This is a genomic window from Sporofaciens sp. JLR.KK001, assembly GCF_036941055.1.
In the GTDB taxonomy this organism is placed as follows: domain Bacteria; phylum Bacillota; class Clostridia; order Lachnospirales; family Lachnospiraceae; genus Sporofaciens.
Window position 1 is genome coordinate 4,714,903 of record NZ_JAYMNO010000001.1, and the last position, 13,709, is coordinate 4,728,611.

The window sequence follows — 13,709 nt, forward strand, 5'->3', positions numbered from 1 at the left end:
TTCGTTCCTCCTCGTATCCTGTTACATTTACTGATTCTTGTTCACGATCTTCGTCTCGTAAGTTCCTGTTGCAATGTCAATGTACCGCACGAACAGAGACACCTTGTTCTCCTCGTTCAAGCTGCTCCACAGCATATCGGTAAACGCTTCCATATCATCCGGGATCCCGATCAGTTTCGGCTCTCCCTCAAAGCTCGGCAGCGGATTGCCGTCGCAGCGGTAAGTATGGATGAAATGTCCCTCCCCTGCCGCCGGATTCTCATACGCGAAGGTATAACGGTTACAACTGTCCGGGCTGCCGTTGTTGCTCTTAAGGATGGACATCGCGTAATTATAGCTTCCATTCTCGATATGCATGATCCCTGAGATCCTGGGCGTGTAGTTCGGGCCGTCCGGCTCAAACTCACGGCTTCGCAAAGACTGCTCGAACGTCATCTGGCTGTCCATTCCCTCATAGATGGTATCGGTCTGGTCGCCGTTGGTCACGATGGTCTTGTTCCCCAGCACCCGCACCGGCGCATAGATCACCAGGCTTGGATCGGTAAGCAGCGCCGGATCAAACGCCTGCGTCCTGATTCCATCTCCTTCTTCCACGAAAATGCGGTTGCGGCTGTTCACACTTCTCCCCATGATAAAATACGCCGTCACCGCCTTCGTTCCATCCGCGCTCTTCCCGATAATGATGCCGCGTCCCGGATACGAGTTCTCCCTTAATTCCTTCTCAATTGATATCATTTCCATAAAAATTCTCCTTTTTTGTTGAATTTTGTCCTGTTAGTTTATTATATATAAAATGCTTCTCTTTTTCCAGTAGTATTTACTATTGAAGACAGGTTTTTGGGATGTTACAATGAAGAAATAGAAAAAGAGACAGGAGGACATGTTTCATGCGCAAACGAACATTTCTTATTCCCTGCCTGTTCGCCCTTGCCCTGATGACAGGCTGCAGCAAGGAGAATGCGGACAAGTATGTCGGGGAACAGATTACTTCCATCAAGGAGAACGGCTCTGAAAAATTTACCGAACTTTTAGAGGAAGGGATTACAGAGAGCAATGAATCCTACGTTCTGCAGTTCCCCGAAGAACTAAAGACGCCTTATCTGGAATTCATGAAGGACTCCTTCAAGACGATCCAGTTCGAGGTTGCCAAACCATCCAAGATGAAAGACGGAACCCTCTCCGTCCAAGTTACCTACACTCCGATCAATATTAAGAATACTCTGGAGAAAGCCAACTCTGAATTCATGGATTCTCTGGAGAGTACGGACCTTACCGAAGCCGTCTCTTCCATCCTTGAGACAGATACCGACGCATTAAAGGTGTCTCCCTCCTTCGACGCGGAGATCATCTCTACACTTGAAGTATCCAAAGAAGGAGAGTCCTATGCTATCTCCGAGGAAAGCCTTAACTCCTTCCTCGCCCAGACACTTCATGGATATATGGAGCCATACAATATGGTCTGCGATGTCTTAGACTGCTATGACTTCGTCAAAGCTTACCTGGACGCATCCTTCAAAGGCGACGTAGCCCGTTTCGCGCTGCATACAGACCGCACGGAAGAAGAATCGCTTGCCTGGTACAAGGAGGATGTATTCGACCCGCCTTCCGATCTGACTCAGGCTTACATTCCCAGATATCAGGCGGCTCTTGAGTCCATGATGAAGCAGTGCAAATATTCTGTCGGCATTCCGAAGAAGGAAGACGGCGTCTACAGCTATGTGGTTGAGATCAAGACCTCACCGAACACCAGCTTCCTTAATGCCTACAACGAGTTCGAGGGCGGAACCTATTACTCCATCGAGGAGGTCTCTGCCGGACTTATAACGGCTATGGAGAAATACGCCGCTGCCCCTACATTTGACGAGGAAACGACGGTAACCGTCTCCATCAATGCCTCCTCACTGCTCGACGCGGGTAATGAGAACTCCGAATTGACCGCTCTGGCAACAACGATCCTTATGATACCTTAAAGAATTGAAGCAAAATAACTGATACAGATTGCGCAGGATGCCGCTTCAAATGAGCAGGTCAAAAAACGCAGGCGCAGCGGGCTGCGTTTTTTGACCTGTGCATCCGGAGAATTCAGATGATCATCTTCTTCCATTGATATCTCTTCATATCTACCTTGTCATCCTGGAATTCCACCCCTTCTGCTCGCAGAAGCTCTGTCTGCCGATTGCATCTTCCGCTTCCGAACGCACAGGACATCCGGCCGTCCTTGGTCACCACACGATGGCACGGCAGATCACTGTTACACGGAACCGCATGGAGCGCATAGCCGACCACTCTCGCCCAGCGGCGGTTGCCCGCAAGCGCCGCGATCTGTCCATAAGAAGCCACCTGCCCTTTTGGAATCTGGCGGATCACATCATAGATCTTCTCAAAAGAATTCTTTTCCTCCATAACTATCATCTCCTGTCCGACTTCCATGCTTTTATCTCATCAAGCCTGTCCTTAACCGCTCTCTCCTCTCCCTGAACGGTAGGATGATAATACACCCGGCCGCTTAAGGATTCCGGCATGCACTGCATATGAGTCAGTTTCTCCACCGTATCGTGAGCATATTCATATCCTTTGCCATATTCCAGATCTTTCATAAGCTTCGTAGGCGCGTTGCGTAGATTAAGCGGAACCGGCTCCGCCCGCATATTCTTCACATCCTGCTTGCACATCTCACACGCGGTGTAGAGGGCGTTGGACTTCGGCGCCATGGCAAGATAGGTGACCGCATGGGTCAGATGCACGTCGCATTCCGGCATCCCCAGGAAATGACACGCCTGGTACGCCGCCACTGCTACCTGCAGCGCATGGCTGTCCGCCATACCCACATCTTCGCTGGCAAACCGGATCAGCCTTCTGGCGATATACAGCGGATTCTCGCCGCCCTCCAACATCCTGCACATCCAGTAGATCGCCGCGTCCGGGTCACTGTTGCGCATGGATTTGTGAAGCGCAGAGATCAGATTGTAATGCTCCTCCCCGCTCTTATCGTAGAGAAGGGATTTCCTGCTGATACACTGTTCCAGGCCCTCATCCGTTACCAGCAGCCCATCAGCGCTGATCTCTCCGTTCGTCACTGCCATCTCCAGAGTATTGAGCGCAGTCCTCGCATCCCCGTTGGCAAATGCCGCGATCGCCGCCACCTGCCTGTCCGTGATCTGTACATTCTGCGGGCCAAACCCGGCCGGGCTTGTCAATGCATGCCAGATAACCTTGACAAGGTCTGCCTCTTCAAGCGCCTTCAGCACGAACACCCGGCATCTGGACAGAAGCGCCGCATTGACCTCGAAGGAGGGGTTCTCCGTCGTCGCACCGATCAGCACGATGCTGCCCTTCTCCACAAAAGGCAGAAACGCATCCTGCTGCGCCTTGTTGAACCGGTGGATCTCATCCACGAACAAGACCGTCCGAATCCCCATCCTGCGGCTGTTCTCCGCCTGGTTCATCACTTCCTTGATCTCCTTGATCCCGCTGGTGACTGCGCTGAAATTAATGAAATCCGCCTTCGTCCGGCTGGCAATGATACTGGCAAGAGTCGTCTTCCCCACTCCCGGCGGTCCCCAGAATATCATCGAGGATATCTGGTCCCGCTCAATCAACTGCCGAAGCATCTTCCCTTCTCCCAACAAATGCTCCTGCCCCGCGAAATCCTTAAGCGTTGCAGGACGCAGACGGCTTGCCAGGGGCGCCGTCTGCTTTCTGTCGTCAAATAACGTCATCTGCTCCATACTATCTCTCCTCGTGTATCTTAAATGATATCGCCTACATCTCTACTACTTTCGTCGCCACATTCTCCCGAAAAGCCCTGTCATGCTCCACGAAAATAACCGCAGGCTTATACTTAAGCAGCAGCTCCTCGATCTGGACTCTCGACAGCACATCAATGTAGTTCAACGGTTCATCCCATATATACAGATGCGCCTGCTCGCACAAACTCTTCGCCAGCAACACCTTCTTCTTCTGTCCGGCGCTGTACTGGCTTACGTCCTTCTCAAACTGCCCCCTCTCCAGATCAAGCTTACGGAGCACCGCCTTAAAAAGACTTTCATCCAGACCATACTCCTCGGACAGCTCTCTCAGATCCCCCCGAAGATAAGAGGTATCCTGGGACACATACGAGATCTTAAGCCCGGCGCTTATCAAAAGCTTCCCTTTATATTCCAGATCTTCGCCGTTCAACAGTTTCAGAATACTGGATTTGCCGCATCCGTTCTTCCCGGAGAGGCAGACTCGTTCTCCTCTGCGGATATCGAAGCTGATCCCGGAGCATACCGGCCTGCCGTCATAACAGACTGTAATATCCTGAATCTCTGCCAGTTTATCCGTGTGATATGTCAGCGGATGGATCTGGAGGACATCCATCGTCTCAACGTTCTTCAGAAGCTTTGACTTCTCCTTGATCGCATGCTGCTGCCGGCTCTCCAGCACCTTCGCACGCTTCATCATCTTGGCCGCCTGACGGCCGATATGCCCTCTGTCCGGCCGTAAGCCCGCCACTCTCTGCCCCTTCTTACTCTTCTCCACCTTCGCCGACCAGTCCGAGGACTGTCTTGCCGCCTTCCTAAGCCGCTTAACCTCCGTCTCAAGCTTCTGGTTCTGCGCCTCCTCAAGTCTGTCCCGTGCCTCTTTGTCGGCGTACCAGGAACTAAAATTCCCCTTCCGCACTTCAATATCCATCTTATTAATGGAAAGTATATGATCCACACAGGAATCCAGAAAATGCCGGTCGTGAGATACCAGTATAAATCCCTTCTTCCGGGACAAATACCCGGCAATCCGCTGCCTGGCCTCCGTATCCAGATGATTCGTCGGCTCATCGATCAGAAGGAAACGATTCTCCCCGAGGAACAGCATCGCAAGCAGCACCTTTGTCCGTTCCCCGCAGCTCAAGGTTGAGAACGGCCGATATAAAACTTCCGCATCTACATCCAGAAGATTCAATTCCCGGAAGATCTCCCATTCTTCTGTCTGCGGATTCAGTTCTTCCAGAATCTCATACACCATCCTGCTCACATCCGTCACTTCATAGGGAAAATAAGCGAATTCCACATTGGATGATATACTTCCCTGGTATTTATATCTGCCCAGCAGAAGATTCAAAAACGTAGTCTTGCCGCGTCCGTTCCTTCCTACAAATCCTAATTTCCAATCCGTATCGATCCGAAATGATACATTCTGGAAGATCTCTTCATAATTACCCTCATAAGAAAAACTTAAATTCACGACATCTATCATTGACATATGTGTACCTCCTAAAACAAAAAGACTGCAAGAAAGTCTCCTTACAGCCTCATGAAATACACACAATCGTCCCCCAGATCAAAGAGATATTGCCTGCACTATTCCCGGATGATGAATCAAAAGACTTTCCTGCTATCGGCACAACAAAAAGACAGGGGAATCCTGTTAACTCTTGTTATGCAGTTACATCTGTAATTAGCAAGAAAATCTCTTCATCTTTTCACCTCCCAGCTTATGCTAACTGCTGTAGCTTCTGCAAACGTTGTATCTGCTTGGTATGATCCGCAACCGCCAGCTTTAAAACGTCAATATCGATCCGCATCTCATCCATCCGATCACCGCCTGTCTGATATCTCTTATATGTAGACAAATAACAACTTTCAATCGTCTGAATCCGCGGTAAAATGTCATTCTCCATTTGAATATTCGTAAGCTTGACATTATCTTTCAAATTCTTTACCTCGGTATTTAAGACGATTACATTGTCTTTCAGATCTTTTACCTCAGTATTCAAGACAGTTACATTGTCTTTCAGATCTTTTACCTCAGTATTCAAGACAATTACATTATCTTTCAAATCCTTTACCTCAGTATTCAAGACAGTTACATTGTCTTTCAGATCTTTTACCTCAGTATTCAAGACAATTACATTATCTTTCAAATCCTTTACCTCAGTATTCAAGACAGTTACATTGTCTTTCAGATCTTTTACCTCAATATTCAAAACATCTACATTGTCTTTGAGTTCTTTTACCTCAGTCTTCAGAATGCTCACATCTTCTCTGACCTCTTTCATCTCGGTCTTTAAGACGCTCACATCAGTCTTCAAGATCTTCACGTCTTCTTTGACTTCTTTCATCTCAGTCTTTAAGATGCTCACATCTTCTTTGACTTCTTTCATCTCGGTCTTTAAGACGCTCACATCAGTCTTCAAGATCTTCACATCTTCTTTGACTTCTTTCATCTCGGTCTTTAAGATGCTCACATCTTCTTTGACTTCTTTCATCTCGGTCTTTAAGACGCTCACATCAGTCTTCAAGATCTTCACATCTTCTTTGACTTCTTTCATCTCGGTCTTTAAGATGCTCACATCTTCTTTGACTTCTTTCATCTCAGTCTTCAAGACCTTCACGTCTTCTTTGACCTCTCTTACCTCGTCTCTTACAGCACTCGTTTCCTCTTTAAGTTCTTTCACTTCAGCTTTTATCCCGGCCGTATCATTCTTAACCGGTTCAAGCTTTTCATCCAACATCACAGATATAGCCGATAATAATTCTACATGTTCCATATCGCTACACCTCCACTGTGCAATGAAATCCACCCGCTCTTATGAAGGGGCATCTCTTTTTGTCACTAATAGATTATCACAAATATCTGTCGAATACAATCGAAACTTTTCGACACGTTTTGACAAACCGTTATAATTCACAGTCTGGCCGCCCGCCAACTGTAACGCATCCAGTCAGTAACGACAACCCCTCCATCAATACTTCCGCAGCGTATCATTAGAATCGTCCGTAGTCTTATCGATCTTCCTGATTTCAACAAAATATCCATCCTCACCGTTCGTCTTCACCTTGACGCGGTCTCCCACTTTATGTCCTCTGATTGCTTTCCCAAGCGGTGATTCTATACTGATAAGCCCCTGCAGGGAATTCCCGCGTACACTCGTCACCAGCCGATAGACCTCTGTCTCATCATCCTCCTCATAATAAATTTCGACCGTATTATTGATTCCCACCTCGTCGTCCCGAGAAATATCCGATACGATCCGTGCATTTTTAAGCATCTTCTCCAGATACCGGATACGGCTCTCATTGCGGTTCTTATCCTGCTTTGCCGCCTTATACTCGAAATTCTCGCTTAAGTCTCCCTGCGCCCGGGCCTCCTTGACCGCCTCCAATTCCCTTTTGCGTACCACTAATTTCCTATACTCAATCTCTTCCTTTATCTTCTGTACATCGCTCTGTGTCAACTGTTCTCCCACAATTCTGCCTCCTCGCCTATTTTCGGTGCATTTTTATCGGAACAACTCCTGTTCCGTTTCTTTTAAAATATCTGCAAGCACCTTGTAATCCAAATATTGTATTCCTTCTCTCCGCTCTTGAATCTTCTCAGCCAACTTGCTTCCATAATATATTTCCATTGATTCCTCATAAGAAATATCTTCAGTTTCGGTCAAATACAACATGATTCCCTCTTCAAGATTCTCCTTATAAACACTTTCCAATTTATTTCCATCCATAATTATACCTCATAAAAGAATTCCATCCTCAGCAATTGGTCTATCGCCCTTTGTGTAATAAATGCAATCTGATCATATGTCTTATAAACTCTGATTTCATTAATAGCACGTTCTTTATCCCATATTCCGGAATGATACATATCCACCACCCTAAATGCTTTGTCATTTGCCACCTTGATATACTCTAATACCATACTCCCCCTAACCTTAAGATATTCTTGTATATCTTCAACTATATACATTGTGCCCTGCGTGTGTAAAACATCGTAATTTGGCACTAAAAAGCCATCAATGCACCCCTTACTTTGAAGTATATGATAAACTTCTGACGGTCTCTTATTCCATGCATTGGCACACGCATGAATCATATAAATAACGAATGAAAAAGAGTTCTTATTCATCTTGTCACACTCCATTCTTCCAATGACTTCTGCACTACAACCACCGATTTGTCAATGACTCATGACTCCATTATACCGCAATGCCTTTCCAGATGGAATAGTTTTTATAAATGCGCCGCAAATGCCGTCAACATATCCCTGAGTGGTTTCCACAGATTCGGATTCGTATCTTCGAGGAAATGCTCGATCTGTGCTCCTGTAGTCACCCCTTGTTCAATAGTCAGACAATGGGTTCCCTTCACTGTCTCTCCGATCGCCGTCTTGCCCATGGCGGACACACCCACTGCCACCTCTTGCCCCCATGCTGACGCGCCGGCGCTATAGATCCCCATCGCTGACGCACCGAACGCAACGACTCCGATTGCCACCGCTCCCCATGCGGCAAGCCCGAAAGCAAGCGCACCGATCGCCAATAATCCTACCGCGATCGAACCAAAACTGATAATACCAAACGAACAGGCGCCCAGGCTGATCACGCCGATCGCGACATTCCCGATCGCAATAATTCCCTTGGCAATACCGTCTCTGCCCAATTGTCTGGAAAAACGGATGGATACCAGCGGGATCCCCGCGATCTTCGTCTTACTGGTATACTGATATCCCTTGATATATCTTGCAAGGTCGTCCACTTTCTTCTCGAGTCTTGAATTATCCTCATCCATCTGCTGATTTGCCTCTGATCGCTTCTCTCCATACGGTTCGTTCCGACAGCCGCCCGCCGCTATTCCGCTATTCTTCTCCTCATCCAGATAATCCTTCAGAAGATAATCCAGACTGACCCGGAATATTTCCGACATTGCGACCAGTTTCGATATCTCAGGAATGCTGCTCCCGGCTTCCCATTTACTGACCGACTGGCGGGTAATCCCAAGCCTCTCTGCAAGCTGCTCCTGGGACATCCCTGATTTCTTTCTCTGTATTGTAAGTTTTTCTGCCAGATTCATTCTCCATACCTGCCTTTCTGATTCCTGTCCTGCAGACTGTTGGAAAACCGCTTTCTAAGAGTCTGCTGTATACTGACACTTTACCTCTCATCCCGTAAAAACACAAGAAAACGGCACTTGGAAATTTGTCAACCAGCAGTTGCATCCTCCTGTTTACAAGGCTTTCCCGTCCTCACGCCGATACTCCAGGATATCCCCGGGCTGACAATCCAGCACTTCACAGATCGCATTCAATGTAGAGAAGCGAACTGCCCTTACCTTCCCGGTCTTCAGATTGGACAGGTTTACATTCGATATCCCCACCTTCTCCGATAACTCATTCAAGGACATCTTGCGATCCGCCATCACCCTGTCAAGCCTTAATATGATCGCCATATATTGTCACACCTCCCATTATTTTTGGCTGCCTGCCGCAATGACCGGATGCCGCCGCTACAACGTCTCATCCGAGAATTCCTGAAGCTCACATCCCCATCTTAATATATCGCTCGTCAGCAATACGATCACTCCTGCAAATATCCAGGAGAATTCCAGCGGATTAACAAAATACGGCTGATGATATACCAGAAGCCCCATTCCCATCTGGAAGATCCATTTCCCAAAGACTCCCGTCAAAACCAGGAGCCATCCGATCTTCCCGGTATATTCCGCCGTCTGGCTGACAAACGGCGAATGAGAGTCCCTTATAACATTCAAGATTCTCCTCAGATATCCTAACAACAGTAATACAGGCAATTCTCTCGTTATCGAAGAAAAAAACACAAAGACAATACAGAATCTTTTGCTGCTTACAATCTCTGCTCCACCCGGAAGATGCTCCCATCCGCATTGAGCATATCCCAAAATCATATCAAAACGGTACGCATTTTCTGTCTCTGTCAATTGAATTGCCGATTCCGGCTGACCGCATAACCATATGATTGTTACAGCCGCCACCGCGAACCTGATCAGCCACACCAGCAACGCACCAGCCAGAAATAACCGGCATATACGGCTATATGATAATCCCTTCTTTTCATAACTCCTGTATGTCTCCATACCTGTCCTCCCTTTTCTTTACCGTTCACACCTACGACGCCCGCAGTAACCCTCTTTGTGCCGTATCTCCACTTTCGTTTGCCAATATTTTATCACACCTACAAATTTACCGCAATAATATTTAATGATAATCATTAAATATTATTCTTATATCGTAATTCAGACCCTCGTCAGTAAACAGCAGTTTGAATGGGCAGGATACTTTACTTTTTGTTTTATATCGTTATAATATAATACAAGAGCGAAAAAGACTGCCTCAAAGGAGAAACATATGCATACATGGGATGAAATCGAACAGCATATCAACGCCTGTACCCACTGCCCGTTAAGCCAGACCCGGCATCTGCCCGTCATGGGACGGGGAAGCCATAACGCCGATATCATGCTGATCGCGGAAGCTCCCGGCAGTCAGGAAGACCTTGAAGGGCTTCCCTTTGTCGGACGTTCCGGGAAAATACTGGATGAGCTGTTGACTGACTGTTCACTGACGAGAGTAGAGATCTATATTACCAATATTCTGAAATGCCATCCTCCGGGAAACCGTGATCCCAGGGATGAAGAAAAAGAAGCCTGCTTCCCCTATCTGAAATACGAGACCTTCCTGCTGAAGCCTAAGATCATCGTCTGTCTTGGCCGCGTCGCCGCACAGCGTATCATTTCTCCGGATTTTAAGATCACCCGGCAGCACGGAACATGGACCCACCGCAAGGACTGCGCACTGACCGCCGTATATCATCCTTCGGCAATCCTGCGGGATCCGTCTAAGCTCGAACTTACGAAAGCAGACTTTCATGAGATTATAAGGAAACGAGACGAGCTGCTTCACAATTCCGCCATCTTATGACAGATATACCTTGTATCCAAGCCTGTCTATCATCTTAAGATCCGTCTCTACCGTATATCCGGCGGTTGTCAGCATATCGCCGGATATGGCGGCATTGGCGCCGGAACAGAAGCACCCTTCCCCCTTATCCTCCATCAGCCCCCGGCCGCCCGCGAGCCGGATCGCCGCGTCCGGAAGGAGATAACGGCAGACTGCCACTATCCTTCTCATATCGTTAACTCCCAGCCTCTCATTCTTCTCATAGGGAGTTCCCGGAATCGGATTCAGCATATTCACCGGAACGCTCTTTATTCCAAGCTCCCGCAAGGTAAGCGCCATATCGATCCGATCCTCTGCAGACTCTCCAAGCCCCATGATACCGCCGCTGCAGACCTCCAAACCGGCCGCCATCGCCGCACGGATCGCACGGACCTTATCGTCAAATGTATGGGTCGTACAGACATTGGGGAAATTGCGCCTGGATGTCTCCAGATTATTATGTACCCGGGACGCTCCCGCTTCTTTGATCCTGCGAAACTGTTCTTCTGTCAGAAGCCCGAAGGATACGCACACTTCTATATCAACCTTCTCCTTGATCTCCCGGATCGCTTCACACATCTGCCGGATCTCGTCATCATTCAGGCATCGCCCGGAAGTCACGATGGAATACCTCAGCACTCCACAGTCCGCATTGTATCTTGCCTGCCGGACGATCTCCTCCGTATCTAACAGCGGGTATTCCTCTGCCGAAGTATGATAATACGCCGACTGCGCACAATACTTACAATTCTCCGAGCATTTTCCGCTCTTACCATTGACGATCGTGCAGATGTCAAACCGGTTTCCGCAGAAAAACTGCCGGATCTCATCCGCCGCCCGGCATATTTCCACTAACGGCTCATCATACAGCTCCAGAGCTTCCTCCTTTGTCATCTGGTATCCCTCTAAAATCTTCTGCTTCAACTGCTCTGCTAATCCCATATCCTTACTCCTTCCAGTGTGCTGTACTTAAAGCATTTACATCGATATGACTACTATATATCAAGCGCCTCATAATTGTCAACTTTTTCACTCCATATGTTAACACTTCACCAGAAATCACGCTGTCTGAAAACCCTTTCGTTTTCCTTATAAAATTGTTGACATCTCAACTTCTTATTGGTATAGTCTATATGACCAAGAAGTTGATTTCTCAACTTTAATATGCATGCCCCTGGCGGGCGGACTTCGTCCGATAAGGTATATTTTCATTCATATAAGAAAGTGAGTTATATATGATCCACAGATTTGAACAGCTTACAACCGGTGTATCGCAGATCTACAAGAATATCCAGAGGATCAAGAAGCTGGAAATGCGCTCTCTCGGCTTAAAGGGCACACATGTTATGTGTCTGTATTTCCTGTATTCACATTCAGAGGGGCTTACTGCAGCCGACCTCTGTAACCTGTGCAAGGAGAACAAGGCGGGCATCTCACGAATCCTGTCGGATCTGGAGAACCGCGGTTTCATCCAATATGCGCATCCTCAGGAGAAGAAGAAGTACCGTTCCAAAGCCGTTCTCACCGATACGGGGATGCAGCAGGCCAAGAAGGTCAACCGTCTGATCCTTCGTGCAACCTTAGAGGGAGGGAAGGATATTACTGCCGGGGAGCGAGATATTTTCTACCGTGTATTATTCCTGATATCAGATAACCTGGAACATTTCTGCGAGGAACTGGAACATTCCCAGGAACAGGGCATAGACCGCCACAAAATTTAGTCAGAAAGGATAAGATCTGCCATGAACAAAGCGAAAAAACTCTACTGCCGTACTTTCCAGACGGGATTAAAAATAGCGCTCCCATTTCTCCCGTACCGTAAACCGGAAGTCATAGGCAGTGTAAAGACCATTCCCGACATTCTTAAGAAACGCAAGTGCAGCCATGCACTGATCATCACCGATACAGGCATCCGGAATCTTGGACTCACGAAACGCCTGGAAAACGTCCTGACCAAGGACGGTATCCCCTTCTGTATCTACGACAAGACGGTTGCCAATCCCACCACGGCCAACGTGGCAGAAGCTCTGGAAATGTATCTGTCCAACGGCTGCGACGCCATCATCGGCTTCGGAGGCGGCTCCAGTATGGACTGTGCCAAGGCAGTCGGAGCCCGCATCGCGAAGCCGAAGCAATCCCTGGCCAAGATGAAGGGCATCCTTAAAATCCATAAGAAACTTCCTCTTCTGATCGCCATTCCCACCACGGCCGGAACCGGAAGCGAGACTACCCTTGCGGCAGTAATCACGGATGCCGAGACCAGGCACAAATATGCCATCAATGATTTCCCGCTGATCCCAAGATATGCAGTGCTGGATCCCAAGGTCACCTTAAGTCTCCCGCCGTTCATCACGGCTACGACCGGAATGGACGCCCTGACCCATGCGGTAGAGGCATATATCGGAAAATCCACCACTTATGGCACCAGAAAAGATGCGCTTCTGGCAGTCAAGCTCATTTTTGAAAATATAGACAAAGCATATACGAACGGCAGCGATATCGACGCGCGGAGGAATATGCTGCACGCCTCTTTCTATGCCGGATGTGCATTTACCAAATCCTATGTAGGCTATATACATGCGGTTGCACATTCCCTGGGCGGAGAGTATAATGTACCACATGGGCTTGCCAACGCCATACTGCTCCCCTTCGTATTAGAAGCGTACGGACCATGTATCCATAAGAAACTGCACCATCTGGCCGTAGCGGCGGGCATTTCCGCAAAGGATACCCCTTACGATGCGGCGGCAGGCGAATTCATCGAAGCCATTAAGGCTATGAAGAAACGGTTTGATATCGGGGATACGGTAAAGGAAATCCAGGAAGCAGACATCCCGAAGCTCTCCCACTATGCGGATAAGGAAGCCAATCCATTGTACCCGGTACCCGTCCTTATGGATGCAGAAGATCTGGAACAATTCTATGTAACTCTGATGGATTCTGATGAATCTGTAACTATATAACTCTTTCATATATTG

General features: G+C 48.0%; 17 protein-coding genes. 4 read left to right on the forward strand and 13 right to left on the reverse strand.

The genetic code is table 11. The features are described 5' to 3' along the window. Positions 1-27: 27 nt before the first annotated feature. Positions 28-741: an IMP cyclohydrolase gene (locus tag VSQ62_RS23960; RefSeq protein ID WP_334637236.1), complete on the reverse strand. Its 714-nt coding sequence runs from the start codon at positions 739-741 to the stop codon at positions 28-30. 146 nt (positions 742-887) lie between these two features. Here VSQ62_RS23960 and VSQ62_RS23965 point away from each other — a divergent pair, with 146 nt between their 5' ends. Next, positions 888-1,970, forward strand: coding sequence for a hypothetical protein (locus VSQ62_RS23965; protein WP_334637237.1), 1,083 nt, complete (start codon positions 888-890; stop codon positions 1,968-1,970). Here the strand turns inward: VSQ62_RS23965 and VSQ62_RS23970 are convergent. From VSQ62_RS23970 to VSQ62_RS24020, 11 genes are all read right to left on the reverse strand, one after another. Further along, the gene (locus VSQ62_RS23970; RefSeq protein WP_334637240.1) at positions 1,967-2,104 is read right to left on the reverse strand and encodes a hypothetical protein; all 138 of its coding nucleotides are present in this window, start codon (positions 2,102-2,104) and stop codon (positions 1,967-1,969) included. The two genes, VSQ62_RS23965 and VSQ62_RS23970, sit on opposite strands and share 4 nt — an antisense overlap. After that, positions 2,083-2,403 (reverse strand): MGMT family protein, encoded by a 321-nt coding sequence (locus VSQ62_RS23975; protein WP_334637241.1) that lies wholly within the window; start codon positions 2,401-2,403, stop codon positions 2,083-2,085. The genes VSQ62_RS23970 and VSQ62_RS23975 overlap by 22 nt, the downstream gene beginning before the upstream one ends. A gap of 5 nt (positions 2,404-2,408) precedes the next feature. Continuing rightward, the gene (locus VSQ62_RS23980; RefSeq protein WP_334637242.1) at positions 2,409-3,728 is read right to left on the reverse strand and encodes a replication-associated recombination protein A; all 1,320 of its coding nucleotides are present in this window, start codon (positions 3,726-3,728) and stop codon (positions 2,409-2,411) included. A 34-nt stretch (positions 3,729-3,762) separates the two neighbouring features. Next, the gene (gene abc-f / locus VSQ62_RS23985; RefSeq protein WP_334637244.1) at positions 3,763-5,241 is read right to left on the reverse strand and encodes a ribosomal protection-like ABC-F family protein; all 1,479 of its coding nucleotides are present in this window, start codon (positions 5,239-5,241) and stop codon (positions 3,763-3,765) included. Between the two features lie 232 nt (positions 5,242-5,473). After that, entirely contained in the window at positions 5,474-6,529 is a 1,056-nt protein-coding gene (locus VSQ62_RS23990) for a hypothetical protein (RefSeq protein ID WP_334637245.1), read from the reverse strand. A gap of 195 nt (positions 6,530-6,724) precedes the next feature. Beyond that, a complete protein-coding gene (greA, locus tag VSQ62_RS23995) occupies positions 6,725-7,228 on the reverse strand; it encodes a transcription elongation factor GreA (RefSeq protein ID WP_334637246.1) in 504 nt (167 codons plus the stop codon). Between the two features lie 33 nt (positions 7,229-7,261). Continuing rightward, entirely contained in the window at positions 7,262-7,486 is a 225-nt protein-coding gene (locus VSQ62_RS24000) for a hypothetical protein (RefSeq protein WP_334637247.1), read from the reverse strand. Positions 7,487-7,488: 2 nt separating this feature from the next. After that, positions 7,489-7,887 (reverse strand): DUF3791 domain-containing protein, encoded by a 399-nt coding sequence (locus VSQ62_RS24005; protein ID WP_334637248.1) that lies wholly within the window; start codon positions 7,885-7,887, stop codon positions 7,489-7,491. Positions 7,888-7,991: 104 nt separating this feature from the next. Then, positions 7,992-8,831 (reverse strand): helix-turn-helix domain-containing protein, encoded by an 840-nt coding sequence (locus VSQ62_RS24010; RefSeq protein WP_334637249.1) that lies wholly within the window; start codon positions 8,829-8,831, stop codon positions 7,992-7,994. 153 nt (positions 8,832-8,984) lie between these two features. Next, positions 8,985-9,206 (reverse strand): helix-turn-helix domain-containing protein, encoded by a 222-nt coding sequence (locus VSQ62_RS24015; protein ID WP_334637251.1) that lies wholly within the window; start codon positions 9,204-9,206, stop codon positions 8,985-8,987. A 57-nt stretch (positions 9,207-9,263) separates the two neighbouring features. Beyond that, entirely contained in the window at positions 9,264-9,869 is a 606-nt protein-coding gene (locus VSQ62_RS24020; RefSeq protein WP_334637253.1) for a hypothetical protein, read from the reverse strand. Between the two features lie 271 nt (positions 9,870-10,140). Here VSQ62_RS24020 and VSQ62_RS24025 point away from each other — a divergent pair, with 271 nt between their 5' ends. Further along, positions 10,141-10,713, forward strand: a complete 573-nt coding sequence (locus VSQ62_RS24025; RefSeq protein ID WP_334637254.1) for a uracil-DNA glycosylase — start codon at positions 10,141-10,143, stop codon at positions 10,711-10,713. Here the strand turns inward: VSQ62_RS24025 and bioB are convergent. Further along, on the reverse strand, positions 10,708-11,673 hold the full coding sequence (bioB, locus tag VSQ62_RS24030; RefSeq protein ID WP_334637255.1) for a biotin synthase BioB: 966 nt from the start codon (positions 11,671-11,673) through the stop codon (positions 10,708-10,710). The two genes, VSQ62_RS24025 and bioB, sit on opposite strands and share 6 nt — an antisense overlap. A gap of 293 nt (positions 11,674-11,966) precedes the next feature. Between bioB and VSQ62_RS24035 the strand changes: the two genes are divergently transcribed. Together VSQ62_RS24035 and VSQ62_RS24040 are read left to right on the forward strand one after the other, a co-directional pair. Continuing rightward, complete coding sequence (locus VSQ62_RS24035) at positions 11,967-12,452, forward strand: MarR family winged helix-turn-helix transcriptional regulator (protein WP_334637256.1); 486 nt, start codon at positions 11,967-11,969, stop codon at positions 12,450-12,452. Between the two features lie 21 nt (positions 12,453-12,473). Continuing rightward, entirely contained in the window at positions 12,474-13,694 is a 1,221-nt protein-coding gene (locus VSQ62_RS24040) for an iron-containing alcohol dehydrogenase (protein WP_334637257.1), read from the forward strand. The last annotated feature ends 15 nt before the right edge of the window (positions 13,695-13,709 follow it).